The organism is Streptomyces profundus, assembly GCF_020740535.1.
GTDB classification, from domain to species: Bacteria; Actinomycetota; Actinomycetes; order Streptomycetales; family Streptomycetaceae; genus Streptomyces; species Streptomyces profundus.
This window is the reverse complement of record NZ_CP082362.1, coordinates 5,647,023-5,673,841: the sequence shown is the minus strand read 5'-3', so window position 1 is coordinate 5,673,841 and position 26,819 is coordinate 5,647,023. Positions and strand designations below refer to the sequence as shown.

At 70.8% G+C, this 26,819-nt stretch carries 18 protein-coding genes; 3 read left to right on the top strand and 15 right to left on the bottom strand.

Features of this window, described 5'->3' with window-relative positions:
* Positions 1–35: 35 nt before the first annotated feature.
* Positions 36–2,735, bottom strand: a complete 2,700-nt coding sequence (locus K4G22_RS24970) for a bifunctional acetate--CoA ligase family protein/GNAT family N-acetyltransferase (protein ID WP_228082583.1) — start codon at positions 2,733–2,735, stop codon at positions 36–38.
* A 94-nt stretch (positions 2,736–2,829) separates the two neighbouring features.
* On the opposite strand from K4G22_RS24970, the gene K4G22_RS24965 reads away from it, so the two are divergent.
* The gene (locus K4G22_RS24965) at positions 2,830–3,120 is read left to right on the top strand and encodes an HPr family phosphocarrier protein (RefSeq protein ID WP_228082582.1); all 291 of its coding nucleotides are present in this window, start codon (positions 2,830–2,832) and stop codon (positions 3,118–3,120) included.
* Between the two features lie 161 nt (positions 3,121–3,281).
* Here the strand turns inward: K4G22_RS24965 and K4G22_RS24960 are convergent, their stop codons facing one another.
* From K4G22_RS24960 to K4G22_RS24950, 3 genes are all read right to left on the bottom strand, one after another.
* Positions 3,282–3,959, bottom strand: a complete 678-nt coding sequence (locus K4G22_RS24960; protein WP_228082581.1) for a GntR family transcriptional regulator — start codon at positions 3,957–3,959, stop codon at positions 3,282–3,284.
* Positions 3,960–4,182: 223 nt separating this feature from the next.
* Positions 4,183–5,550 (bottom strand): M16 family metallopeptidase, encoded by a 1,368-nt coding sequence (locus K4G22_RS24955; protein ID WP_228084224.1) that lies wholly within the window; start codon positions 5,548–5,550, stop codon positions 4,183–4,185.
* Between the two features lie 17 nt (positions 5,551–5,567).
* Complete coding sequence (locus K4G22_RS24950; protein ID WP_228084223.1) at positions 5,568–6,911, bottom strand: M16 family metallopeptidase; 1,344 nt, start codon at positions 6,909–6,911, stop codon at positions 5,568–5,570.
* 147 nt (positions 6,912–7,058) lie between these two features.
* Here K4G22_RS24950 and K4G22_RS24945 point away from each other — a divergent pair, with 147 nt between their 5' ends.
* Positions 7,059–9,509, top strand: a complete 2,451-nt coding sequence (locus tag K4G22_RS24945) for a DNA gyrase/topoisomerase IV subunit A (protein WP_228082580.1) — start codon at positions 7,059–7,061, stop codon at positions 9,507–9,509.
* 33 nt (positions 9,510–9,542) lie between these two features.
* Here K4G22_RS24945 and K4G22_RS24940 read toward each other — a convergent pair whose 3' ends face one another.
* The 8 genes from K4G22_RS24940 to K4G22_RS24905 all read right to left on the bottom strand — a co-directional run bounded on the left by K4G22_RS24940 (position 9,543) and on the right by K4G22_RS24905 (position 20,727).
* Entirely contained in the window at positions 9,543–10,682 is a 1,140-nt protein-coding gene (locus K4G22_RS24940; protein ID WP_228082579.1) for a CobW family GTP-binding protein, read from the bottom strand.
* A gap of 138 nt (positions 10,683–10,820) precedes the next feature.
* The gene (locus tag K4G22_RS24935) at positions 10,821–12,581 is read right to left on the bottom strand and encodes a glycosyl hydrolase family 28-related protein (RefSeq protein WP_228082578.1); all 1,761 of its coding nucleotides are present in this window, start codon (positions 12,579–12,581) and stop codon (positions 10,821–10,823) included.
* A gap of 56 nt (positions 12,582–12,637) precedes the next feature.
* Positions 12,638–14,239: a glycoside hydrolase family 13 protein gene (locus K4G22_RS24930; RefSeq protein ID WP_228082577.1), complete on the bottom strand. Its 1,602-nt coding sequence runs from the start codon at positions 14,237–14,239 to the stop codon at positions 12,638–12,640.
* Between the two features lie 20 nt (positions 14,240–14,259).
* Complete coding sequence (locus K4G22_RS24925; protein WP_425336810.1) at positions 14,260–15,144, bottom strand: carbohydrate ABC transporter permease; 885 nt, start codon at positions 15,142–15,144, stop codon at positions 14,260–14,262.
* Positions 15,141–16,025 (bottom strand): carbohydrate ABC transporter permease, encoded by an 885-nt coding sequence (locus K4G22_RS24920; RefSeq protein ID WP_228082575.1) that lies wholly within the window; start codon positions 16,023–16,025, stop codon positions 15,141–15,143. Before K4G22_RS24920 ends, K4G22_RS24925 begins: the two co-directional genes overlap by 4 nt.
* Position 16,026: 1 nt before the next feature.
* The gene (locus K4G22_RS24915; protein WP_228082574.1) at positions 16,027–17,394 is read right to left on the bottom strand and encodes an ABC transporter substrate-binding protein; all 1,368 of its coding nucleotides are present in this window, start codon (positions 17,392–17,394) and stop codon (positions 16,027–16,029) included.
* Positions 17,395–17,495: 101 nt separating this feature from the next.
* A complete protein-coding gene (locus tag K4G22_RS24910) occupies positions 17,496–18,515 on the bottom strand; it encodes a LacI family DNA-binding transcriptional regulator (protein ID WP_228082573.1) in 1,020 nt (339 codons plus the stop codon).
* 94 nt (positions 18,516–18,609) lie between these two features.
* Positions 18,610–20,727 (bottom strand): DNA gyrase/topoisomerase IV subunit B, encoded by a 2,118-nt coding sequence (locus K4G22_RS24905; protein WP_228082572.1) that lies wholly within the window; start codon positions 20,725–20,727, stop codon positions 18,610–18,612.
* Between the two features lie 428 nt (positions 20,728–21,155).
* Between K4G22_RS24905 and K4G22_RS24900 the strand changes: the two genes are divergently transcribed.
* Positions 21,156–21,386 (top strand): DUF7455 domain-containing protein, encoded by a 231-nt coding sequence (locus K4G22_RS24900; protein WP_062214325.1) that lies wholly within the window; start codon positions 21,156–21,158, stop codon positions 21,384–21,386.
* Positions 21,387–21,739: 353 nt separating this feature from the next.
* Here K4G22_RS24900 and K4G22_RS24895 read toward each other — a convergent pair whose 3' ends face one another.
* The 3 genes from K4G22_RS24895 to K4G22_RS24885 form a co-directional block, all read right to left on the bottom strand.
* Entirely contained in the window at positions 21,740–23,356 is a 1,617-nt protein-coding gene (locus K4G22_RS24895) for an RNA polymerase sigma factor (RefSeq protein WP_265590252.1), read from the bottom strand.
* Positions 23,357–23,650: 294 nt separating this feature from the next.
* Complete coding sequence (locus tag K4G22_RS24890; RefSeq protein WP_322785133.1) at positions 23,651–24,625, bottom strand: FadR/GntR family transcriptional regulator; 975 nt, start codon at positions 24,623–24,625, stop codon at positions 23,651–23,653.
* Between the two features lie 164 nt (positions 24,626–24,789).
* The gene (locus K4G22_RS24885; RefSeq protein ID WP_228082569.1) at positions 24,790–26,712 is read right to left on the bottom strand and encodes an ABC transporter ATP-binding protein; all 1,923 of its coding nucleotides are present in this window, start codon (positions 26,710–26,712) and stop codon (positions 24,790–24,792) included.
* Positions 26,713–26,819 lie beyond the last annotated feature (107 nt).

The following is a 26,819-nucleotide window of genomic DNA, read 5'->3' as shown; positions in this document are numbered from 1 at the left end:
GCGAGCCAGAACCCGGCACGCCGGGCGGGCGTTTCTCAGTAGGCGGGCAACCGGCGCGGGCCGAGATCAGGTCGCGGCGGCGGGGGCGCCACCCGCACCGAGGCGCCCAGCACGGCCACCCCCTGGTCAGCGACGACCACGGGTTCGAGTTCGACGGCGGTGATCTCGGGGCGGTCGTCCACCAGCCGCCCCAGCCGGCCCAGCAGTTCCTCCAGGGCCCCCGTGTCCACCGGGCGCGCGCCGCGCCAGCCGAAGAGGATGGGCGCGGCCCTGATGGAGCGGATCAGCGTCGCGACATCCCGGTCGGTGGCCGGCAGCAGCCGGTGGCCGACATCGCCCAGCAGCTCGGATGCCGGCCCGGCGAGACCGAAGGAGAGCGCGGCCCCGATCGCCGGGTCGACGGTGGCCCGCACCACCGTGTCCACGCCCCTGGCCACCATCGCCTGGACCGTGGGCCCGGTGTCGGCCGGATCGCCGAGCCGGTCGGTCAGTTCGGCGTAGGCGCGGCGCAGGTCGGCGGCGCCCGCCAGGTCGAGCCGGATGGATCCCGGCTCCGCGCGGTGCCGCAGCCGCGGCGCGGACGCCTTCAGCGCCACCGGGAAGCCCAGCGTCCGCGCGGCGGCCACGGCCGCCTCCGGCGTCGGGGCCGGCAGCGTGGGCAGCACCTCGATGCCGTAGGTGGCCAGCAGCGCGGTGACGCCGGCCGGTTCGAGCGCGGTGTCCTTGGCCCCCTCGGGAACGCTGACCCCGGCGAGCAGCCTGGCCGCCGCGGGCTCGTCGATGTCGTCGAACTCGAAGGCCCGCCCCCGGTTCTGGGCGCCGGCCCGCCACTCCGCGTGCCGCACCGCCTGCGCCAGCGCCCGCGCGGCGCGTTCGGCCGACGGGTAGGTGGGGATGCCGCGTTCGCTCAGCTCGCCGGCCAACTCGTCCAGGGCGAGTTGGGCGACCAGCACCGGCTTCCCGCTGTCGGCGCCGGCCTCGGCGGCGCGCAGCGCGGTCGCCAGGTCCTCGACGCCCAACTCGCCGCCGACCGTGGGGGCGACGGCGACGAGCACCGCGTCGGCTCCCGGGTCGGCGAGCGCGGCGGCCACCGCCGCGCCGAACTCGGCGGGCCCTGCGGCGTCCCCGAGGCCGTTCAGCGGCAGCGGGCGCAGCCGTTGGGCGCGGCAGGCGTCGTGCGCGATCAGGCCGATCGCCTGGGCGTTGCCCACGACGGCGACGCGGGGCCCGTCGGGCAGCGGCTGGTGGGCCAACAGCAACCCGATGTCGACCAGTTCGACGGCGGTGTCGGCCTGGATCGCCCCGGCCTGGCGGAGCAGCGCCGAGACCGTCTCCTCCGGTGTGTGGCTGGTCGGCACCATGTGCCCCAGCGGGGGCGCGCCGCCGCTGTGCCGGCCGCCGCGCACCACCACGACGGGCTTCCCCGCCTCCGCGCTGCGCCGGGCGAGGCGGGTGAACTTACGCGGGTTGCCGACCGACTCCAGATAGAGCAGGACGACGTCGGTGCGCTCGTCGGCGTGCCAGAACTGCAGCACGTCGTTGCCCGAGACGTCGGCCCGGTTGCCGGCCGAGACGAAGGTGGAGAGGCCACCGCCCCGGCTCTCCAACTCGTCGAGGACGGCGATGCCCATGGGCGCGGACTGGGTGAAGAGGCCGATCCGTCCCGCGGCGGGCAGCCGGGGCGCCGGGCTCGCGTTGAGGCTGATCGCGGGCGCGGTGTTGATCACGCCGAAGGCGTTGGGGCCGACGATCCGCATGCCCTGGGCGCGCGCCCGGCGCACCAGCTCGCGCTGTTCGCGCCGGTCGTGGCCGGCGGCCAGCACGATCAGGCCCTGGACGCCGCGCTCGGCGCAGTCGTCCAGCGCGGCGGCCACCTCGTCGGCCGGCACCGCCAGCACGGCGAGGTCGACGGTGCCGGGGATGTCCCGCACCGAGCGGAACGCCGGGGCGCCGCCGAGCACCTCGGTCTCGGGCGGCAGGGCGCGGTTGACGGCGTAGAGGCGGCCGGTGAAGCCGCCGGCGAGCAGCCCGGCGAGCACGGTGCGCCCCGCCCCGCCGGGTCGGCGGCCGGCGCCGACCACGGCCACGCTGCCCGGCGAGAGGAGGCGCTGCACGGAGTGGGCCTCGGCGCGCTGTTCGCGGGCCCGCATCACGGCCAGCGACTCGGCGGTGGGGGCGAGATCGAGGCTGAGGTGCACGGCGCCGTCAGCGAAGCTGCGCCGCTGGGAGTAGCCGGCGTCGGTGAAGACCTTGATCATCTTGCCGTTGGCCGGCAGCACCTCGGCCTCGAAGCGGCGCACCCCGCGCTCCCGCGCCACCGCGGCGATGTGCTCCAGCAGCGTGGAGGCCAGGCCGCGCCCCTGGTGGGCGTCCTCGACCAGGAACGCCACCTCGGCCCGGTCGGCCGGCGCCGAGGCGGCGCGGCCCGCGCGGTCCACCCGGTCGAAGCGGACGGTGGCGAGGAACTCGTCCCCGACGGTGGCGGCGAGCCCCACCCGGTCCACGTAGTCGTGGTGGGTGAAGCGGTGCACATCGCGGTCGGAGAGCCGGGGGTAGGGCGCGAAGAAGCGGTAGAACTTCGACTCGTCGGAGACCCGTTCGTAGAAGCTGACCAGGCGTTCCGCGTCCGAGGGGGCGATGGGTCTGATGTGGGCGGTGCCGCCGTCCCGAAGCACCACATCGGCTTCCCAGTGGGCGGGGTACGCGGGTTGGGCGGGTTGGCCGAGTGGTCCCATGGCATCAGCGTACGGTTGGCATGGTCGCAACGGGCGGCTCGGCGCCACCGCGCGACCATCCGGTCCAGCCACCCATCTCCCGGAGGACACACACATGGTCGAGCGCCGCGTCACCATCGGTTGGGCCGAGGGGCTCCACGCCAGGCCCGCGTCGATCTTCGTGCGGGCCGCCACCGCCACCGGTGTGCCGGTGACCGTCGCCAGGGCGGGCGGGGCGCCGGTGAACGCCGCCTCGATGCTCGCCGTCCTCAGCCTCGGCGCGCAGGGCGGCGAGGAGATCGTGCTGGCGTCGCCGGCCGAGGAGGCCCAGGCGGCGGAGGCGGCCCTGGAGCGGCTGGCCCGGCTCGTCGCCGAGGGGCTCGACGAGCTGCCGGAAACGGTATGAGGAAACGTCCCGGATAAACAGGCGGATCGGATTTCTGCTTTCGGGCAGCTTTCGGAAAGCTTTCCGTCAGCAGCCGGTCAGCTTTCGGTCGGTGAAATGGGCGCCGAACATTCTCGCGGCGCTTTTCGAGGACCGTCACCCTCCTGTGTATACGGTCGCTGTTAAATCTGACCGCGCACCGTGTTTACGGAAGGTTTCCGGTCTCTCACGACCTCGCCGTGGAACTGTCGGCGGGCCGGCCTCGTCCGCTCCAGCTGGGCGGCCGAAAGGGATCTGGCCCGCTCCGCGTCCCCCCGCGCGATGGCGTCCACCAGGGCGCCGCGCTCCTGCCAGAGCCCGACGGCCCTGGACAGCGGTTCGGCCGTGTAGAGCCAGGTGACCTTGCGGCGCAACTGCACCAGCAGATCGGTGAGTCCGGGGCTGCACGTGGCCTGCGCGACCGTCTCGTGGAACCAGTCGCCAAGCGAACGCAGATCCGCCTCCTGCCCCTGCCCGGCCCGCTGCCGACCGAGCCTGACCAGGCCCCTGAGCACCTTGAGGTGCGCCTCCGTGCGGCGTTGGGCCGCGCGGGCGGCGCCCAGCGGCTCCACCAGCGCCCGCACGTCCAGCAGATCCGCGGCCTCGCGGTCTCCCAACTGGGCGACACAGGCGCCGGCATGGCGCCTGGACACCACGAAGCCCTCGGACTCCAACGTCCGCAGCGCCTCGCGGACGGGGACCCGGGAGACGCCATAGCGCTGCGCCAGCTGCTCCTCGGCCAACCTCGCCCCCGGCGGCAGCACTCCGCCCACGATGTCGTCACGGATCGCCGTGCATACGGTGTGCGCGGAGATGCGCATAAACAACCCCCACAGACATAGCCGGCGTTGCCCTGTCGCATTACTACCGGGTCACTCCCACGAACTGTATGGCAAAACCCCGGGAATGCCGATAGGGCCCCTGCCGAGCGACCGCCTTTCGGTCGTTTATCCGAAAAAGCGAAGGGGACCGGTGGCCGTTCCGGTCCCCTGCCGCGCCGCGCACCGACTGGTCGTCGCCCGTCGGTATCGGTCCGTACGAGTACTAGTCGGTGAGCACCTCGACCTCGCCGATGCCCAGCTCCCGCACCGGGTCGGCGATCTGCTTGGCGTCGCCGACCAACACCGTCACCAGACCGTCCGGCGGGAAGGCCCGCACCACCGCCGCCGTCGCCTCCACCGTGCCGGTGTCGGCGAGCCGGGCGTAGAGCTTGGCCTGGTAGTCGTCCGGCAGTTCCTCCTCCACCTGGTCGGCCAGCGCGCCGGCCACGGCCGACGCCGTCTCGAAGCTCAACGGAGCGACGCCGACGAGGAACTGGACCGCCGTGTCCCGCTCCTCGTCGGTCAGCCCCTCGGCGGCCAGGGTGCGCAGCACCTGCCACAGGTCGGCCAGCGCCGGGCCCGTGACCTCGGTGGCCACCGAACCCCTGATGCCCAGCAGGGAGATGCCGTCCCCCCGGGCGCTGGAGCGCAGCACATGGGTGGACGCCCTGATCCCGTAGGTGTAGCCCTTCTCCTCGCGCAGCACCCGGTCGAGCCGGGAGGTGATGGTGCCGCCGAGGCAGTAGACGCCCAACCGGTGGGCCGGCCACACCGGGTCGTGCCGGTCCGGGCCGATCCGGCCGATCAGCACCTGCGTCTGGACCGCGTCGGGGCGGTGGACGATCACCACGCGGGACTCCTCCCACACCTGCGCCGGCGCCCAGCGGACGGACGCGGCCGGCGCGCCCTGCCAGACGCCCAGGGTCGCCTCCAGCACCGCGTCCAGGTCGATGCCGGTGAGATCGCCGACCACCACGGCGGTGGCGCCGGCCGGGCGGATGTGCGCGGCGTAGAAGTCGCGCACGTCCTTGGCACCGATGCCCCGCACGCTCTCGGCGGTGCCCTGGCGAGGGCGGGAGAGCCGGGAGCTCGCGGCGAAGAGCGTGGCGCTCAGCGTCATCGCCGCCCGCCTGGCCGGGTTGGCCAGCTCGTGCGGGATCTCGTCCAGCCGGTTGGCGACCAGCCGCTCGATCTCGTGCTCGGGGAAGGCGGGGGCGCGCAGCGCGTCCGCCACCAGCCGGAGCGCGCCGTCGAGGCGGGAAGCCGGCACCTCAAGGGAGACGCGGACGCCGACGTGGTCGGCGTAGGCGTCCAGGGTGGCGCCGCAGCGCTCCAGCTCGGCGGCGAACTCCTCGGCCGTGTGCCGGTCGGTGCCCTCGGACAGGCCCCGGGCCATGATCGTCGCCACGCCCTCCAGGCCGTCGGGCTCCGCGTCCAGCGGCGCCGTCAGGTTGATCTCGACGGCGATCACCTGCTGCCCCGGACGGTGACTGCGCAGCACGGTCAGCCCGTTGGGCAGCGTGCCGCGCTCGGGCGCGGGGAACGCCCACGGCTTGGCCTGTCCTGCGGTGGGCTGCGCGTGCAGCGTCATCTTCGGGTTGGGCTCGGTCACTTCTGCTCCCCCTCGGTCTCCGTCGCCTGCTCCTCGTCCGCTGTGGGCGTCGGCTCGTACACCAACACCCCCCGGTTGTCCGAGCGCAGTCGGGCCGCCGCCACCGCGCGGACCTCCTCGGGGGTGATCTCCAGGATCCGCCGCACGGCGGTCAGCGCCAGGGTGGCGTCACCGAACAGGACGGCGTACTTGCACAGTTCGTCGGCGCGGCTGCCGACCGTGGCCAGCCGGTCCAGCCACTCCCGCTCCAACTGGGCCTGGGCGCGCTCCATCTCCTCGGGGCTCGGCCCCTCCTCGGCGAAGCGGGTCAGCTCCTCCTCGACGGCCGCCTCGATCTCGGCGATCCCCGCGTCACCCGAGGTCTTGACGTCCAGCCAGCCCAACGAGGGCGCGCCGGCCAGCCGCAGCATGCCGAAGCCGGCCGAGACCGCGGTGCGGTCGTGGCGCACCAGCCGGTTGTAGAGCCGGGAGGACTCCCCGCCGCCGAGCGCGGTGAGCGCCAGGTCGGCCGCGTCGGCCTCCCTGGTGCCGTCGTGGGGCAGCCGGTAGACGGCCATCAGGGCGCGGGCCGGCACGTCCTCGTGGAGCTCCTCGCGCAGCTCCGCCCCGATCACCTCGGGCAACGAGCCGTCGCGCGGCGGGCGCTTGCCGTCGTGGCTCGGGATCGAGCCGAAGTACCGCTCCAACCAGGCCAGGGTCTGCTCCGGGTCGATGTCCCCGACCACCGAGATGACCGCGTTGTTCGGCGCGTAGTAGGTGCGGAAGAACTCCCTGGCGTCCTCCAGGGTGGCCGCGTCCAGATCGGCCATCGAGCCGATCGGGGTGTGGTGGTAGGGGTGCCCCTCGGGGAAGACCATCGCGGTCAGCCGCTCGAAGGCGGTGCCGTAGGGGACGTTGTCGTAGCGCTGCCTGCGCTCGTTCTTGACCACGTCGCGCTGGTTCTCCATGGACTCGTCGTCCAGCGCGCTGAGCAGGGTGCCCATCCGGTCGGCTTCCAGCCACAGGGCCAGCTCCAGCTGGTGGGCCGGCATCGTCTCGAAGTAGTTGGTGCGCTCGAAACTGGTGGTGCCGTTGAGCGAGCCGCCGGCCCCCTGCACCAGCTCGAAGTGGCCGTTGCCCTTGACTTGTTCCGATCCCTGGAACATCAGGTGCTCGAAAAGGTGCGCCAGTCCGGTGCGCCCGGGCACCTCGTGCCGGGAACCGACGTCATACCAGATGCAGACGGCGGCGACCGGCGTGAGATGGTCCTCTGAGAGCACCACCCGCAATCCGTTGGCGAGTCTGTGCTCGGTCGCGGTGAGCCCACCAACGGTATCCTGCGGGCTGGCCGTGTGGCCCATGGACATGAGGTCCCTTCGCTCGGTCGGTAGAGATGCCTGTCACCTTATGCAAGGTGAGCCAGGGCGTGCGAAGTTCCCGGTTGTCAGCGGGGCGGTCCACAATGGTCGCCAGCAACCCGCCCGCCTGTACGAAGGAGCCCTGCCGCGATGGCCCGCCGCAGCAAGCAAGCCCCGCCTCCTGAGGAGTTCGAGGAACGCATCCTCGACATCGATGTGGTCGATGAGATGCGGGGCTCCTTCCTGGAGTACGCGTACTCGGTGATCTACTCGCGCGCCCTGCCCGACGCGCGGGACGGGCTCAAGCCGGTACAGCGCCGCATCCTCTACCAGATGCACGACATGGGGCTGCGTCCCGACCGGTCCTATGTGAAGTGCGCCCGGGTGGTCGGCGAGGTGATGGGCAAGCTCCACCCGCACGGGGACTCCGCGATCTACGACGCGCTCGTCCGGATGGCCCAGTCCTTCTCGATGCGGCTGCCCCTGGTCGACGGCCATGGGAACTTCGGTTCGCTGGGGAACGACGACCCACCCGCCGCCATGCGGTACACGGAGTGCAAGTCGGCGCCGGCCGCCAGTCTGATGGTGGCCTCGATCGACGAGGACACGGTTGACTTCGCGGCCAACTACGACGGAAGCGAGCAGGAGCCGGCCGCGCTCCCCGCCGCCTACCCCAACCTGCTGGTGAACGGCTCCAGCGGCATCGCGGTGGGGATGGCGACCAACATGCCGCCGCACAACCTCGTCGAGGTGATCGCCGCGGCCCGCCATCTGATCCGGTATCCGAACGCGGATCTGGAGGCGCTGACCCGGCTCGTCCCCGGGCCCGACCTGCCGACGGGCGGTCGGATCGTCGGCCTGGACGGCATCAGGGACGCCTACCGCACGGGCCGTGGCACGTTCCGGATGCGCGCCACGGTCGCGGTGGAGAAGGTCTCGGCCCGCCGCCGGGGCCTGGTCGTCACCGAACTCCCCTTCGCCGTCGGCCCGGAGAAGGTGATCGCCAAGATCAAGGACCTGGTCAACGCCAAGAAGCTCCAGGGCATCGCCGACGTCAAGGACCTGACGGACCGGGAGAACGGCCTCCGCCTGGTCATCGAGGTGAAGAACGGCTTCAACCCCGAGGCCGTCCTGGCGCAGCTCTTCAAGCTGACGCCCATGGAGGAGACCTTCGGCATCAACAACGTGGCCCTGGTGGACGGCCAGCCGTTGACGATGGGCCTGCGCGAGCTGCTCCAGGTCTATGTCGACCACCGTTTCGAGGTGGTCAGGCGGCGCAGCGAGTTCCGGCGCACCAAGCGGCGGGACCGGCTGCACCTGGTCGAGGGCCTGCTGGTGGCGCTGCTGGACATCGACGAGGTGATCCGGCTGATCCGCTCCAGCGAGAACGCGGCCCAGGCCAAGGAGGCCCTGATCGGCCGCTTCGGTCTTTCGGAGATCCAGACGCAGTACATCCTGGACACCCCGCTGCGCCGGCTGACCAAGTTCGACCGGCTGGAGCTGGAAACCGAACGGGATCGGCTGACCGGGGAGATCGAGGAGCTGACCCGCATCCTCGACTCGGACGCCGAGCTGCGGAAGCTGGTCTCCGGCGAGCTGGCCGAGGTCGCCAAGAAGTTCGGCACCCCGCGCCGCACCGAGCTGGTCGAGGCCGAGGGCACACCGGTCGAGGTGCTCCCCCTTGAGGTCTCCGACGATCCCTGCCGGGTGTTGCTCTCCTCCACGGGGCTGCTGGCCCGCACCGCCGACGGGCACGCCTCGCTTGAGGAGGCGCCCAAGCGCGGCAAGCACGATGTGATCGTCTCCGCCGCGCACTCCACCATCAGGGGCGAGATCGGCGCGGTCACCTCGGCCGGGCGGCTGCTGCGGATCTCCGTGGTGGATCTGCCGGCGCTGCCCCCCGCCGCCTCGGCGCCCAGCCTGGCCGGCGGCGCCCAGGTGTCGGAGTTCGTCTCGCTCGGCGCGGACGAGCGGGTGGTCTGTCTGACCTCGCTGGACGAGTCGTCGCCGGGGCTTGCCATCGGCACGGAGGCCGGCGTGGTGAAACGCGTGGTGCCCGACTACCCGGCCAACAAGGAGGAGTTGGAGGTCATCGCGCTCCGCGAGGGCGACCGCGTCGTCGGCGCGGCGGAGCTGCGCACGGGTGAGGAGGATCTGGTCTTCATCACGGACGAGGCGCAGCTGCTGCGCTATCCGGCCGCCCAGGTCAGACCGCAGGGGCGGCAGGCCGGCGGGATGGCCGGCGTGAAGCTGGGCCAGGGAGCCAGGGTGCTCTCCTTCACGGTGGTCGATCCGGCGCGGGACGCCCTGGTGTTCACGGTGGCCAGCGGCTCGGGCACGCTGGACGACTCGCTGCGCTCGGCGAAGGTGACGCCGTTCGACCAGTACCCGCGCAAGGGCCGGGCCACCGGCGGGGTGCGCTGTCAGCGGTTCCTCAAGGGCGAGGAGCGGCTGGTCTTCGCCTGGGCGGGCGCTTCCCCGGCCCGCGCGGCCACCAAGGCGGGCGCCCCGGTGGAGCTGCCTGAGCCCGATCCGCGCCGCGACGGCTCGGGCGTCCCCCTGGCCAAGGCGGTGGACACGGTCGCCGGGCCGCTGGGCTGAGGCGGACTCCGGGGGCGCGGGCCCGCCGTCGGCTCAGCCGACGGCGGGCTCCCCGAAGACGGCCGGTTCCTCGAAGACGGCCGGCTCCTCGAAGACGGCCGGCTCCTCGGGGCGTTCGACATAGCGCGCGACCCGCCACCGGGCGTCCCGGTCCGCGTCTCCGCTCGCCGTCCCGTCCGCCGTCCGGTCCGCCGTCCCGTCCGGCTCCGCCGTGACGCAGCCGGCCAGCTCGGCGCGGAGCGCGGCGGCGTCGAGGCCGGTGCCGATCAGCACCAGGCCGGTGGTGTCGGGCCCGGCCGCCGGCGGCGGGTCGGGGAAGAGCCGCAGAAAGCGGCCCACCACATGCAGGGTGTAGCGCTCGGCGCCCAGCTGGACGAAGCCCTTGATCCGGTAGAGCCCCGGCCGCCTGGCGTCCAGGAAGTCCAGCAACCGGCCGGGATCCAGCGGGCGTCGGGCGTGGAAGCTGACGCTGCTGAACCCGCTGTGCGGGTGCCCATGCCCTTCGTGCCCCGCGTCGTCGGCCAGCAGGTCGGCGAAGGAGAGCTGCCTGGGCCCGTCCGCGTCCGTCCGCCTCGCCGGCGCTCCGTCCAGCAGCAGCCCCGGGTCCAGGCGGCCATGGGTGGTGGCCACCACGGGCGCCCCGCAGGACCGTTCGCGCAGCTCGGCCAGGAGCCGTTCGCCCGTTGCCGCGTCGACCAGGTCCGTCTTGTTGAGCACCACCAGATCGGCGAGGCCCGTGTAGCGGTCGGTGGCGGGCTGCCGCGCGCGGAGCGCGTCGTGCTCCACGGCGTCGATCAGCTGCACCAGGCCGCCGTAGAGGATCCGTCGGTCCTCGCTGGCGAGCACCATCCGCACCAGCGCCGGGGGTTCGGCCAGGCCGCTGGCCTCCACCACGATCAGGTCGATGGCGAGCGCCGGATCGGCGAGCCTGGCCAGCGCCTGGTCCAGCTCCTCGGTGTCCACGGCGCAGCAGAGGCAGCCGTTGCCGAAGGAGATCATGGAGTCCACCTGCCCGGCGACCGTCATGGCGTCCACCGGCACGCTGCCGAAGTCGTTGACCACGGCCCCGATCCTGACGCCCTGGGCGTTGGTCAGCAGATGGTTGAGCAGCGTCGTCTTGCCGGCTCCGAGGAATCCGGCGAGGACCACCACGGGGACGCGACCAGCGGCCACGGCTCCCCTCCCTTCACGTCCGTCTCCAGCGTCTGCGCCCGCCACCCTAGGTGATCCACCCGGGGAGGCGCCCCGACAGACCGGGGAGGTGCTGTCGGGGCGCCGGCCACGAGGGAGGTGAAACGCGGTCCCTGCCGGTTACTCGGGCTGGGGCCAGGTCTCGCAGTCGTCCCACTCGGTGTCAAGACCGGTGTTGCCACCGCCGTCGTTGATCGTCAACGGTGCGTTGCCGGTCGGGAACGGGCAGTTGTAGACACCCGCCACGCCGACGCCGGTCGCCGTGACGTTCTGCACGGTGACCTCGCCCGTGGTCTCCGCCTGGACCACCACGGTGCCCACGCCGTCCACCTCGGCTCCGTCGATGGTCACCCGGTTGGTGGCCAGTCCGGTGCCGCCGCCCGAGACGAACTGGAAGGCGCTCCACGGGCTGTCGAGGACCGTGGTGTCGGTGATGTTGATGTCGGCCTCGATCGCGTGGTTGTAGGCGTCGACCCGCAGTGCGGACATCGGGTGGTCCCAGTTGGGGTTGAGCGCCCCAGCGCTCACCAGCGTGTTGCCGTCCACCGTGATGGTGCCGGCCAGCGGGAAGAACGGCTCCATGAACGCCTGGTTGGAGATCGCGATGCCGCTGCCCAGCGCGTTGGTGTCACGGACGTAGTTGTTGGTGACCTGGATGTCCTCGCCGCCGTAGATGGCGATGCCGTTGGCCAGGTTGGGCTGGATCACGGTGTTGCTGTCGAAGCTGGCGCCGCTGTTGGCCTGGGGCAGCGACCACATCGCCAGCGCGTCGTCACCCGTGTTGCGCAGGTAGTTGTCCCGCACCTGGACGTCGTTGGCGCTGCCGTTGAGGTTGAGCCCGTCGGCGGCCATGTCGACGATGCGGTTCCGCTCGACCACCAGGTCGTCGTTGTTGCCCGTCATCCACAGGCCGACCTTGAGGTGCTGGAGCCACATCCCGGAGACCGAGGAGTCCGGGCCAAGGCTGCCGTTGACGAAGTTGTCCGGGTTGCTGTCCACCCGCTCGGTGACATCGCCGATCACGGCGAAGTCGCTGATGTGCACGTTGCCGGGGCTCTCGCCCTGGTTGACGAAGCGGGAGCTGTGCACCACCGAGTGCCAGGAGCCCGCCCCCTGGAGGGTGACGTCCTCCACATAGAGCGGCTGGTTCACCTGGTAGGTGCCCGGCGGGATCCACACCGTGCCGCCCCTGCCCTGCGCGACGGCCTCGACGAACGCCTGGCTGGAGTCGGACGCGCCGGTGGGGTCGGCTCCAAGATCCGTCACGTCCAGGGCCCCGGCCGGCGCCTCGGCGGGCGCGGCCACCTGCTCGAAGTCGGCGCTGTCCAGGGTGACCTGGCCGCTGGCCACGAAGGAGACGGTGTCCCCAGCCGCCAGGTCCTGGCCGAGCGGCAGCCGCTCGTGGGTGAAGAAGTGATGCGTGGTCGAGCCCGCTATCCAGGGTGCGTCGAAGTACTGGAACCGGTCGCTGAGCGGGATGGACTCCTCGACCGGCTGCCCGTTGACCTCGACGGTCAACGAGCCCTGGCCGCCCTCGGGGACGTTGTAGACGACGGTGGTCGCGTTGGCCGCCTCGGTGAGGGTGAAGGTGACGGACTGTCCCGCGGCGAGCTCGACGGCGCTGCGGCCCGACGCCTCGGAGGCGACGGTCCCCTGGGTGACGTCGGGCCCGATCACGGACCCGTCGTGCTCGGCGTCCTCCGCCTCCTGGGTGACGAAGGGGAGTTCGGCGCCGGCCAGCGGCGCGGCGTCGGCCGCGGGCCGGGGGGCTTCGCCCGCGTCGGCCGTCGCGGTGAAGCCGACGGTGCCCAACAGGATGGCGCCGGCCGAGGCCGCGCCGGCGGCGCGCCACCGCTTGCGCGATGGGTGGGGTGCGCTCATGAGAGTCCCTTCCTAAGGGGTGGTGGGGGTGTTGGCGGTCCGGCCGCCGGAGGTGTTCAGACCCGCAGCCAGACCGCCGTGTCCTGCGGCAGCAGACCCGCTTCGTCCAGCGGGCCGCTGCGCAGCAGCACGTGTGTGTGGGGAGGCAGCGCCAACGGCTCGGGCGCCAGGTTGACCGCGCAGACCAGGCCGTGCTCCCGCGCGAAGACCAGCGCGCCCGAGGGGGAGTCCAACCAGGTCAGGTCCCCGGTGGAGGCGGGCCAGGCGCGGCGCAGCCGCAGGCCCGTGCGGTAGAGCCAGAGCATGGACCCGGGGTCCTTCTCCTGGGCCTCGGCCGTGTGGTCGGCCCAGTCGTCCGGCTGCGGCAGCCAGGTGTCCGCGCCGCCGAAGCCGTAGGGCGCGGACTCCCCCGACCAGGGCAGCGGCACCCGGCAGCCGTCCCGGCCCGGGTCGATGCCGCCGGACCTGGCGTGCATCGGGTCGTTGATGCGGTCCCGTGGGATGTCCGCCTCCGGCAGGCCCAACTCCTCGCCCTGGTAGAGGTAGACGGCCCCCGGCAGGGCCAGCGTCAACAGCGCTGCGGCGCGCGCCCGGCGGGTGCCGAGTTCGAAGTCGGTCGGGGTGCCGAACCGCTTGGCCACAAAGGCGAAGCCGGTCTCCTCGCGGCCGTAGCGCGTGGCGGTCCTGGTGATGTCGTGGTTGGCCAGCACCCAGGTCGCCGGGGCGCCGACCCCGGAGTGCGAGGCGAGCGTGCCGTCGATGGAGGCGCGCAGCCGCTCCGGCTCCCAGGGGCAGCTGAGGAAGTCGAAGTTGAAGGCGGTGTGCAGCTCGTCGGAGCGCAGATAGCGGGCGAACCGCTCCACGTCGGGGAGCCACAGCTCGCCGATCAGCACGCCCTCGTACTCGTCGGCGATGGCCCGCCAGGCCCGGTAGATGTCGTGCAGCTCGTCGCGGTCCACATAGGGGTGGGGGTCGCGTTCCGGGTCGAAGTCCGGCAGTTCGGGGTCCTTGGCCAGCAGCGCGGCGGAGTCGATCCGGACGCCGGCCGCGCCTCGGTCGAACCAGAAGCGGAGGATCTCCTCGTGCTCCTGCCTGACCTGCGGATGGGCCCAGTTGAGATCCGGCTGCCCGGGCGCGAAGAGGTGCAGGTACCACTCCCCCGGGCTGCCGTCGGGGTCGGTGCTGCGCGACCAGGCGGGGCCGCCGAACTCCGAACGCCACGCGTTGGGCGGCTCGGCACCGTCCGCCCCGCGCCCGGGGCGGAAGTGGAACAACTCCCGCTCCGGGCTGCCGGGGGGCGCGGCCAAGGCGGCCTTGAACCACGCGTGTTCGGCGGAGATGTGGTTGGGGACCACGTCGACGATGGTGCGCAAGCCCTGCTGACGCGCCTCGGCGATCAGCTTCTCAGCCTCCGCCAGGGTGCCGAACGCCGGGTCGATGGCGCGATAGTCCGCGACGTCATAGCCGCCGTCGGCCAGCGGCGAGACGTACCAGGGGGTGAACCACAGCGCCTCGACGCCGAGTTCGGCGAGATACGGCAGGCGGGCCCTGACCCCGGCGAGGTCGCCGGTGCCGTCGCCGTTCCCGTCGGCGAAACTGCGGATGTACACCTGGTAGATGGCGGCGGAGCGCCACCACGCGGGAGGGTTGTGCGGCACGGAGTTTTCCTTTCGGGTGATCAGCCCTTGAGGCTGCCCGCCGTGAGGCCGGCGAGAATATGGCGCTGGAAGATCAGGAAAACCACCACCAGTGGAATGCTGGCCAATACCATTCCGGCGATCAGCATGTTGAGCGATGTCGTGTCCGCGATCCGTTGCAGATAGACGGTGATGGGCTGCTTCGCCGGATCGGGCAGCACCACCATCGGCCAGAGGAAGTCACGCCACAGAGCGCTGATGGACAGGATCGACACAACGGCGATGATGGGCCTGGACAGCGGCAGAATGATGCGCCACATGGTGGTGAACGCACCAGCACCGTCGATCCGCGCGGCATCGAGCAGCTCGTCCGGTATCTGGTCGAAGAAGTTCTTCAGCACATAGATGTTGAACGCGTTGGCGGCTGCGGGTAGCCATACGGCCGCCGGGTTGTTGATGAGGTTGAGCCCGAGAACGGGCACGTCGGTGACCGTGAGATAGGTGGGGATCAGCAGGGCGGTGGCCGGCACCATCAGGGTGACCAGCATCATGCCGAGCACGATCTTCCCGAACCTCGGGCGGAGTTTCGACAGCGCGTAGGCGGCCGGGAGCTGGATCGCGAGCCCGAGCAGCCACGCGCCACCGATCAGCACGACGGTGTTACCGAAGTAGCGTGCCAGTTCCAGACGGTTCCAGGTGTCCGAGTAGTTGCTCGGATGGAATTCCTCGGGAATGTAGGTCGGTGGGTTCCGAGCCAGTTCGGGAGAGCTTTTGAGACCACCGGTCACCATCCAGTAGAGCGGGATGATGAAGGCCACGGTGAACAGGATGATCGCGATGGCGAACAGGGACCAGTAGACCAGTCGGCCGCGAGTCGTCTTGAGTACGGCGGGGCGTACCAGCGTGCGCAACTGAGCCTCCCTCAGGTCTGCTGGCTGCGGGTGACCCGCAGATAGGCGGCGGAGAACACGGCGAGCACCAGCAGCAGGAGCAGACTCATGGCGCTGGCGGCGCCGAAGTTGTTGTAGACGAAGGCGTAGCGATAGATCAGCAGCATGACCGTGACGGTCGAGTCCTGCGGCCCGCCACCGGTCATCACGAACGGTTCCGTGAATACCTGCATGGTGGCCACGACCTGGAGCAGCAGCAGCATCAGGATGACGAACCTGGTCTGCGGAATGGTCACATGCCAGATACGCCGCCAGATACCGGCGCCCTCCAGTTCCGCGGCTTCGTACAGCTCGCCGGGAATGGTCTGTAGGGCGGCCAGGTAGATCAGCGTCGCCGTGCCCATATTGGCCCAGGTGGAGACGATGACCAACGAGATCAGGGCGGTACTGGAGGAGTTCGTCCAGTCCGAGGTGGGGAGCCCGACCGTGCCCAGGATCTCGTTGATCAGGCCCCCGTCCGGCTGGTAGAACCATCGCCACATCAGCGCGACGACCACCGGCGGCAACATCACCGGCAGATAGACCAGGACCCGGAAGTAGGCCCTCGCGTGCCGGAACTCGTTGATCAGCAGGGCGGTCACAAAGGGAACGCCGAAGCCGAGCACCAGGGCGTAGAGCGTGAATATCGCGCTGTTACGCCAGGCCGTCGCGAACAACGGGTCATCGAAGATATAGCTGAAGTTGTCAAACCCGACCCAGCTCGATCCGCGAACGAAGTTGACTTCCTGAAAGCTCAGGATGATGTTGCGAATGGCCGGGTACCAGGCGAAGAGCGAGAAGACCACGAGAGCGGCGCACAGGAATCCATAGGCGGTGACGTTCTCGCCCAGTCGCCGCCTGGTCTCGGGAGAGGCCATCTCAGGAGGCGCCGTAGATCCGGTTGACCTGGCTCTCCGCGTCGTCGAGGAGCGACTGGATATCGGAACCCTCGTTGGTCAACACGCCCTGCATCACGTTGTCCAGGGTCGCGTAGACCTCCTGGGCGTTCGGCGGCTCGATCCGTCCCTCGATCGAGGGGGCGCCCTCCATGAAGGGCTGCACATGCTCCACGGGCACGTTGGCGTACTGCTCCTTGAGCGCCTCGACGTTGTCGCGGATCTCGCCCTCGACCCAGATGTCAGGGGTGGGCGGCATCGGCAGCCCGACCGGCAGCTCGTCAGCCGCGCTCTCCTCGATCCGCCGCTCGATCTCGTCCGGGTTCACGAAGCGCCACTGGAGCCAGGTGAGGGCCGCCTCGATCTGCTCATCGGACGCGCCGGCGTTGATCATGTAGCCCTCGCCGCCGAGCAGCGTGCCGCCGCCGTCGGGTATCGGGGCCAGGCCGAGGTTCTCGTAGGTGCCGTCGTACTGGCGCACCAGGGTCGGCAGGTTGTCGGGGGCGGCCACGTACATGCCGAGCTGGCCGGCGCCCATCTGGACCATCACGTCCTCACAGGAGCGCATCTGGTCGCTGCCCATCGACTGGTCCTCCCAGCGCATGGCGCTGAGGTTCTCCAACAGGGCCAGGGTCTCGGGGGTGTTGAACGCGGCCCGCCAGCCGTCGCCGTCCGGCTCGGCCACCAGGCCGCCGGTGGAGTAGATCTCGGTGGTCAGGTGCCAGCCACCGGTGTTCTCGGTGGCGCACTCGCCGTAGCCCGTCACGCCGCCGCCGAGTTCGGCGATCGCCGCGGAGGCGGTGCGGACCTCCTCCCAGGTGGCGGGAGGGCTGTTCGGGTCGAGCCCGGCCTGCTCGAAGAGGTCGCGGTTGTACAGCAGACCCATGGAGTAGTTGGCGGTCGGGACGCCGTACTGCCGCCCCGCCTCGTCCTGGAACGCCTCGTGCAACTCGGGTCGTATCTGGTCAAGGTTGGGGTAGTCCGCCAGATAGTCCGTGATATCGGCCGCGTAGCCCTGCTCGATGATGCCGGCCGGGTCGGTGAAGTAGACATAGAAGACGTCTTCCAGGTTGCCGCCCGCGACCCGGGTGTTGAACGTCTCGGGCTCCATGAAGCCCTCGTGGGGGACGATGTCGATGTCGGTGTGTTCCGCCTCGAACGCCTCGATCTCGGCGAGGAACACCCGCAGTTCCCGCTCATCGGTGTTCGGCGGCTGCCCGTTGATGTGCAGCGTGACCTTGCCGTCGTCATCGCCGCCGTCGTCGTCCGAGGAGCAGGCGGCCAACGTGAGGGCCAGGACAGCGGTGGTGGCCAGACAGCGGCGGGTACGCCGGAATGCGCGACGTGTCATCGGGTGACCCCTTCGTGGGCACGGTCGTGAAGTGCCGCACACTCAACCACCGATGGCAGCGTCGCGCAATATCCTGCGCATCACTTGCAAAATATCGACTGCTAACCGCGACCTCGCCCGGGCGCCTGCCCCGTCGACTCCCGCACCACCAGCTCGGGCTCGAACAGCAACTCGTCGCGCCCGACGTCCCGTCCGCCGAACTGCGCGACCAACACCTCGACCGCCGCACGGCCCATCGCCTCGATGGGCTGACGCACCGTGCTGAGCGGAGGATTGGTGCAGGTCATCAGGGCGGAGTCGTCGAATCCCACCACGGAGAAGTCCTCCGGCACCGAGAGCCCGCGGCGCCGCGCCGCCCGGATCGCGCCGAGCGCTATCACGTCGCTGGCACAGATCACCCCGGTGGCACCGCGCTCCAACAACGTGGCCGTCGCGGCCTGGCCACCTTCCAGCGTGTACATGGCACGAGCGACCAGCTCGTCGGACAGCTCCCCGCCCCCGGCCTCAGCCGCGGCCCGCGCCGCGGCGAGCTTGCGCTGCGAGGGAATGTGATCGGCGGGGCCGAGCACGAGGCCGATCCGCTCGTGCCCCAGCGAGACCAGATGCCGCCACGCCTGCTCCACGGCCACCGAGTCGTCACAGGAGACCCGGGGAAAACCGAGCCCCGGCACCGACGCGTTGATCAACACCACCGGCAGCCTGCGCTCCGCGAGCAGCCGGTAGTGGTCGTGCGACGCGTCCTCCTGCGCGTAGTGCCCACCGGCGAACACCACGCCGGAAACCTGCTGCTGCAGCAGCAGATCGACGTAGTCGGTCTCCTGGATACCGCCCGGGGTCTGGGTGCACAGCACGGGCACCAGGCCACGCTGGGCCAGCACCCCGCCGAGGACCTCGGCGAAGGCCGGAAAGATCGGGTTCTGGAGCTCGGGCAGTATCAGACCGACCAAACGGCCGCGTTCGCCGCGCAGTTGGGTGGGGCGTTCGTACCCGAGCACGTCGAGCGCGGTGAGGACGGCCTGCCGGGTGGCCTCGGAGACCCCCGGCTTCCCGTTGAGGACCCGGCTGACCGTGGCCTCACTCACTCCCACCTTCTGCGCTACCTGGGCAAGTCGTCGCGTCATATCCGCAAGGCTAACGCAAATTGCGCAATTAAATTGCGTGCAGCCTTCAGGGATCTGACGACCGCCTGGCGGCGCGAACGCCGCCAGGGCCGCCTCAGGTGTCGATGCGGGAGCGGTCCAGCGTAGCCGCGGACGACGCGATGAACTCCCGTCGCGGCGCCACCTCGTTGCCCATCAGCAGGCTGAACGCCTCCTCCGCCGCCTCCAGATCGCCGATGTTGATCCGGCGCAACGTCCGCTTGCGGGGATCCATCGTGGTCTCCGCGAGCTGGTCGGCGTCCATCTCGCCCAGCCCCTTGTACCGCTGGATGGATTCCTTGTGGCGAACGTTCCGCCGCTCGAAGTCCAGCAGCGTCTGCCGCAGTTCGTTGTCCGAGTAGGTGTAGTGGTACTTGTCCTGCCCCCGCTTGGGGTTGCTCAACTCGATCCGGTGCAGCGGCGGAACAGCCGAGAAGACGCGCCCCTGCTCCACCATCGGACGCATGTACCGCTGGAAGAGCGTGAGCAGCAGACAGCGGATGTGCGCGCCGTCCACATCCGCGTCGGCGAGGAAGATCACCCGCCCGTAACGCGCCTGGTCGATGTCGAAGGTCCGGCCCGACCCGGCTCCTATCACCTGGATGATGGCTCCGCACTCGGCGTTCTTGAGCATGTCGGCGACCGACGACTTCTGCACGTTCAGGATCTTGCCCCGGATCGGCAGCAGCGCCTGGAACTCGCTGTTCCGCGCCAGCTTGGCCGTGCCCAGCGCGCTGTCGCCCTCGACGATGAACAGCTCGCTGCGCTCCACCTCGTCACTGCGGCAGTCCGCCAGCTTGGCCGGCAGCGAGGAGGACTCAAGCGCCGTCTTCCGCCGCTGCGCCTCCTTGTGCTGACGGGCGGCGATCCGCGTCCTGGCCGCCGCCACGACCTTCTCCAGCACCGCCCTGGACTGCTGCTTGTCATCCCGCTTGGTGGACGTCAGGAAGGACTTCAGCTCCTTGGACACCACCTGCGCGACGATCCTGGTGGCCGCCGAGGTACCGAGGACCTCCTTGGTCTGCCCCTCGAACTGCGGCTCCGCCAGCCGGACCGTGACCACCGCCGTGAGGCCCTCAAGGACGTCGTCCTTGGCCACGTCGTCCTCGGCCACCCGCAGCAGCTTGGCGGACCGCAGCACCTCGTTCACGGTGCCGCGCAGCGCCCGCTCGAAGCCGGCGATATGGGTGCCGCCCTTCGGCGTCGCGATGATGTTCACAAAGGAGCGCACCGTGCTCTCGTAGCCCGTGCCCCAGCGCATCGCGACATCCACGTCCAGCTGCCGGCGCACCTCGGTGGGGATCATGTGCCCCCGCTCGTCCAGGACCGGCACCGTCTCCTTGAACGCGCCCTGACCCCGCAGCCGCAACACGTCGCACACCGGGCGGTCGCTCGCCAGGTACTCGCAGAACTCGCTGATGCCGCCGTCGTACCTGAACACCTCGGTGGAGTGCTCGGCCCCGTCGATGCCCCGCTCGTCGCTCACCGAGATGGTCAGCCCGGGCACCAGGAACGCCGTCTGCCGGGCCCGGGCGTAGAGCGTGTCCAGGGAGAGCCTGGCGTCCTTGAGGAAGATCTGCCGGTCGGCCCAGTACCGGACCCGGGTACCCGTCCTGGACTTGGGGATCTTCCGGGCGGCGCGCAGGCCGCCCGTCGGCTCGAAGGGCGCGTCCGGGCCCGACTCGGTGAAGATCCCCGGCGTACCGCGCCGGAAGCTGATCCCGTGGGTCCTGGAGTTCCGGTCCACCTCCACGTCCAGGCGCGAGGAGAGCGCGTTGACCACCGAGGCGCCCACACCGTGCAGACCGCCGGAGGCCGCGTAGGAGCCGCCGCCGAACTTTCCGCCGGCGTGCAGCTTGGTCATCACCACCTCGACCCCGGAGAGCCCCGTCTTGGGCTCCACGTCGACCGGGATGCCCCGACCGTTGTCCCGCACCTCGACCGAGCCGTCCGCGTGCAGCAGCACCTCGATGCGGTCGCAGTACCCCCCGAGGGCCTCGTCGACCGCGTTGTCGATGATCTCCCAGAGGCAGTGCATCAGGCCGCGGCTGTCGGTGGAGCCGATATACATGCCGGGGCGTTTGCGTACCGCCTCCAGCCCCTCCAGAACCAGCAGGTGCCGCGCGGTGTAGTTGCCGCCCGGATCGGCCCCGGTCAGCAGTGCGGTGGACGGCACGGACGTGTCGGCGGTCACGCAGTTCGCTCCTCGCTGAATTCTGAGATGTGGCGGAGTACCGCTCAGAGGGTACCGAGGCCTTGTAGAGCGGTTGCGCAGCTCCCCGGCGAAGCTCAGGGTAGCTCAGGGTCGCTCATGTGTTCGATCGACGGAGGGGGTGACGTGTACATCACGTTCCCTTCGGGGCATGAACCCCTTAGGCTCCGGGCACGTCCTCCTGAACGAAAGCAGACTTCCGGGTACACCGAGGTAGCCGGGAACAAAACCACGAGAAAACGCGTATACCTAGCAAGCAACACCGCAATACGGCTCATTCGCCGCCACCGGGCTATGTCCGGTCAACTCGTTGGATGTTTTTCCGATGAGAAGCCGCGAGCGGGAACGTTCTCGGCCTGGTTGGATGTTGTCCCTGGTACGACAGCTCGTCGAGCTAGAGAAGAGGCGACGTGACTACTGTTCTGACTCCCGCGACCCCGCTGACCGCTGGGGACCGCTGCGATCGTTGCGGCGCCCAGGCATACCTCCGCGTGGTCCTCATCAGCGGCGGAGAGCTGCTCTTCTGCGCCCACCACGGCCGCAAGTTCCAGCCAGAACTCAAGAAGATCGCCGCTGAGATACAGGACGAGACGGAGAAGCTCACCGCGACTCCCGCAAGCGCACAGGAGAACGAGCGTTGACCTGACGTCTCGCAGTATCCCCATCCGACGGGCTCGGTCCGGTTGACGCCGGACGACGGGCGGTCCCCCTCAAGCCACCGAGGGCGACCGCCCGTTTCCGTCTGCGGCCCAGCGCCCCGGGAGCGCCTGACGTCGCTCTCCCGGCCTGAAACGATCTTCCCACGGCCTCGGACCACTCCCCCGCCGCCGCGGGCGCTCAGCGCCGCCCAGCGCCCCCTCCCGCTGCCCGCCGGGCCGGCCGGCCGCCCCTGGAAACACGCGAACCCGGTCGGCACCCCCGAGGGGGCACCGACCGGGCCATGAGCGAGGGCGCCGCGCGGCGCGTCAGGCGGAGTCAGTCAGGGTCAGGCAGATCAGTCGAGGTAGTCCCGGAGCACCTGGGACCTTGAGGGGTGCCGCAGCTTCGACATGGTCTTGGACTCGATCTGCCGGATGCGCTCCCGCGTCACGCCGTAGACCTTCCCGATCTCGTCCAGCGTCTTGGGCTGCCCGTCGGTCAGACCGAACCGCATGGACACCACGCCGGCCTCGCGCTCACTGAGCGTGTCGAGGACCGAGTGCAGCTGCTCCTGCAGCAGCGTGAAGCTGACCGCGTCGGCCGGCACGACGGCCTCGGAGTCCTCGATCAGATCACCGAACTCGCTGTCCCCGTCCTCACCCAGCGGGGTGTGGAGAGAGATCGGCTCCCGGCCGTACTTCTGGACCTCGACCACCTTCTCGGGGGTCATGTCCAGTTCCTTGGCGAGCTCCTCAGGCGTGGGCTCGCGCCCGAGGTCCTGAAGCATCTGACGCTGCACCCGGGCGAGCTTGTTGATCACCTCGACCATGTGCACCGGGATGCGGATGGTGCGCGCCTGGTCGGCCATGGCACGGGTGATCGCCTGCCGGATCCACCAGGTGGCATACGTGGAGAACTTGTAGCCCTTGGTGTAGTCGAACTTCTCCACCGCGCGGATCAGACCCAGGTTGCCCTCCTGGATCAGGTCGAGGAAGAGCATCCCCCGGCCGGTGTAGCGCTTCGCGAGCGAGACCACCAGCCTGAGGTTGGCCTCCAGCAGGTGGTTCTTGGCCCGCCGCCCGTCCTCGGAGATGATCTCCAGCTCGTGCTTGAGCTTGGGGGCGATCTTGTCGGCGCTGGCCAGCTTGTCCTCGGCGAAGAGACCGGCCTCGATCCGCTTGGCCAGCTCCACCTCCTGCTCGGCGTTGAGGAGGGGAACCTTGCCGATCTGCTTGAGGTAGTCCTTGACCGGGTCGGCCGTGGCGCCGGCCGCCGCCACCTGCTGCGCGGGAGCGTCGTCCTCGTCGTCGTCCGAGAGGACGAAACCCTCGTTCTCCTGCTTGCCCTCGGCGCCCTCGGCCGGTGCGCCGGCGCGCGCCGCCCGCTCGGCGGGCTCCTCCGAGCCCTCCTCCTCGCCCTCAAGGAACTCGTCGACCAGCTCCTTCTTGGGATCGGCGTTCTTGTCGGCCGCCTTCTTGGCGGCGGACTTCTTCGCCGGTGCCTTCTTGGCCGCGGACTTCTTGGCGGGCGCCTTCTTGGCCACCGCCTTCTTCACGGGTGCCTTCTTGGCTCCGGCCACCGAGGCCGAACCCTCGGCACCCGGCTGCGGGTCTGCCGCACCCGCGTCGTCTGGGGGCGCCAGCGCGGTGGCCTTCTTGGCCGGTGCGGTCTTGGCCGCGACCGTCTTGGTCGCGGTGCGCTTGGCCGTCGTCTTCGCGGCGACACTCTTCCGGGTGCGCCTGGGCGCCTCGGCGGCACTCACCATCAGCGTCACGCCCTCCTCGTCGAGGATCTGGTTGAGGCTGCGCAGAACGTTCTTCCACTGGGTTGACGGGATCTGGTCAGCCTCGAAGGCCCGGCGCACATCGTCGCCGGCGATCTGCCCCTCAGCCTTTCCCCGTTCGATGAGCGCCATCACAGAATTTGACTCGGCGATCTCTGCGGGGAGAGTACGGGAAGTGCTGGCCGACACGAACAACCTCTCGGAAACTCTGGGAACGGCTTAGGCCCGCTCACTGGTAGCGGGGCCACGACCGACGACTGGGGTGCGCCGACGGCTGTGGCGGGGCCCGCGGCGAACGGCTGATCCGCCCGCTGCTGCCACCTCTTGAATCATCGCGCTGGCCCCGGAAGCGTTACGCCGCTTTCACGTGTCCCGAGTCACATCGCACGCTCGACTGTAGCGGGCCATGGCAAACGCGTCGCCGGAGCCCTGCCCTGGGAGGCCCCGGCGACGCATGGTGGGCCGGCGTGCCGGCCGGTCGACTCAGTGCTCGCGCGGGGCGGGAACGACATGGTCCGCGCCGGGGGTCGTCGACGCGGAGGGAGCGTCCGAGGAGAAGGTGAGCAGCTGCCGCATCGCCGTCTCCGCCGCCGGCGGCTCGCCGGAGCCGATCGCGTCCACGATGCGCTGGTGCAGCGCGACGGACGCCTCGGTGGGGTGCTCGCAGCCGGAGGCGGCACCACCCGAGACCTGCAACGCGGAGGCGACGATCCCGGAGAGGTGTTCGAGCATCCGATTGCCGGCCGACTGCAACACCAGCCCGTGGAACTCGGCGTCGGCCCGGGCGAAGGTCAACGCGTCACCCTGCGCGAGGGTGTGGGTCATGATGTCCACCATGTCGCCGAGCCGCTGCTGGACCTCGTCCCCGGTGTCGGCGGCGGCCAGCCTGGCGGCGAGGGGCTCGATCGTCAGCCGCAGCTCGCACAGCTCACGACGCTGGTCCTCGCGCTGGGGGCCGAAGGCACGCCACTCGATGATGTCGGGGTCGAGGAGGTTCCAGTCGCCGACGGGGCGCACCCGGGTGCCGACGTTGGGGCGGGCGCTGACGAGGCCCTTGGCCTCAAGGACCCGGAGGGACTCGCGGACGACCGTGCGGGAGACCTCGAAGCGCTGCCCGATCTCCTCGGGAACCAGCGGACGGTCGGCCCCCAGATCGCCCGAGACGATCATCTGACCGAGCTGCTGGACGAGTTGGCCGTGCAGGCCACGGCCCCTGTTGCCCGCGGTGCGACGGCCGACGCGGCCCAACTCGCTGTCGCCGCTGTCCCAGGCGGGCGCGTTGGTGGTGCGGGCCGAGCCGGTGGACTCGGCGTAGGAGTAACGGTCGAACTCGCCCGGCCGGCCGGCGGTGCCGGAGTTGGCGGAACGAGTGGCGGTCATCATGGAGTGCGCAAGGGTAGTCACGCCTCCTTTGTCGGCGGCCCTCGTTGGCACCTTGAGGTCTTTGGTGAAAAGCACACGAAAGGGTGATCGGCGACTCCCGCATAATTGACGTCTAACCGGAAGGAAATGGACTCCCTCGCGCAAGGCCCAAAACCTGGCCGCCGAGAGCCGGCGCCGTGCGCTCGGGCCCGGGGAGAAGTCGCACGGCCGTGCGCCGACTTCGAACTCTTGTTGCGCGCCTACCGTGAGCCACCTCGCAGGCTGATCACGGCGTATCCGCACAGGAGCACGGCCAACGAGACGGCGAGCGCCCAGCCGATGGGCTGGGACGCCAGACGCACCGAGGCGGAGAGCCAACGGTCGAGCTCCGAGGCGACCGGGAGGGTGGTCATCGCCCCGAGGCGTTCGGGGAGCCCGTCCAGCGCCCGGCCGAAGGGACTGTCCAACGCCGCCCGCAGGGCGGGGGCGAGCACAAGCGGAACCGCGGCGACGGCCACGAGGCCCACCAGGCCCGAACGGAAGACGCCGGCCGCCAGCAACCCGGCCCAGGCGCAGCCGACGGAGAGCGCGGCGACGCTCTGGAAGGCGGCGCCCCAGGACTCAGGGGTCGGGCCACGCACCCCGAGCAGCAGCGTCAGGGAGATGGAGTTCAGCGCGATCGCGGCGGCGCAGAGCAGCAGCGCGGCCACGGCGGAGATCAGCGACTTGCCGGTGAGCAACGACAGTCGGCGGGGCACGGGCACACAGGCAGGGGCGAGAGCCGGGTAGCGGAACTCCTGGCCGAAGGCCAGTGCGCCCAGCAGCCCGGCGGCCATGGCGACGGGTGGCAGCGGCAGCGGCTCGGCCCAGCCGGTGAGCACCCGCTCGGCCGGCCAGGAGCCGGCGGAGGCGAGGACGACGGCGATGAGGAGGCCCGCCAGCAGGGCGGCGCCCATGACGAGCCAGCTGGTGTAGATGCCCGCCCACCGCCGGAGTTCATAGCGGAGGGGCCAACTCGGCCCGGCCGGCGAGAGGGCGGGCAGCGGCGGCGGCAGCGCCGGGCGCACGACCGGTCGACCGACCCTGGCCCCGGCCTCGGGGGCGACGGTCGCCACCGCGAGGGGGCGGGTAACGGCCTCGGGGGGCGCGGCGGAGGCGGCGGCGCCGGCCGCGGGCGCGGACCTGGCCAGGGTGGCCGAGGCCGTGGCCGGAGCCGTGGCCGCGCTGTCGACGGACACCGCTGCCGGGCGGGACTCCTGCGCCGGCACCACCCTGCCGTCCGCGCGGAGCAACGGCCCCGTGGGGGAACGGTCCCCGGCATCCCCGATCTCGTCGGCGAGTTGGTGCACGACGATGCGGTGCTCGTGGGCGATCTCGCCCACGGTGGCCGGATCGCCGCCGTAGACCGAGACCCGGTTGCCCGATTCCAGGACGACTTCGACCGGCTCCGTCGTGCGGAATCGCTGACGCAGCACCGCGGCCAGACGCTCGGCGTGCGGCGTGCGGACCGCCACCCTCGGCCGCAGGCGTGTCCTGGCGAAGTCCTCGACATGCTGGTCGGCGATCAGCCGCCCGGCCTCCATGCTCACCACCCGGTCAGCGACCCTGGCGGTCTCCATCGCGTCGGTCGTCGCGAGCAGCACGGCCCCGCCCTGCTCCGCGTATCCCCGCAACAGACCGTGGAGCCAGGCTCGTTCACGAGGGGAGAGCCCGCTGTCCGGTTCGTCCAGCACCAGGGTGTGGGGGTCGCCGAGCAGCGCGGCGGCGAGGCCAAGCCGTCGATCCATCCCCCGGGAGAACCGTCCGAGCCGCTGGTCGGCCAGGCCGCTCAGGCCCACCACCTCCAGCACCTCGTCGGCGCGGGCCGCCGGCACGCCGGCGGACGCGGCGAGCATGCGCAGCTGCCCGCGGGCGGACCGGTGCGGATGGCCCGGGACGTCCCCCAGCAAGGTGCCGATCTCCCGCTGCGGATGGGGCACTCGGGACAGCGGTCGCCCCCGGAAGAGCGCCACCCCACGGCCCGGGGAGAGTTGGAGCATCAGCCGCAGCGCTGCGGACTTGCCGGCCCCTGGCGGCCCCAACAGGGCGGTGATGCCACCCGGGCGGGCTTCGAAGGTGAGGTCGTCAACGGCGGGCGGCCTGCCACGCTGTGACGCGGTGGTGAGTCCGATGGCCTGGATCATCGATTCTCCCGTTGGTCGAGCACTCTGCACCATAACGGGACATATGGGATTTTCCTGGCGACTCGCGCGGTTTGTCGATCTCGACCACGGGCGAACGACCGCGGCCT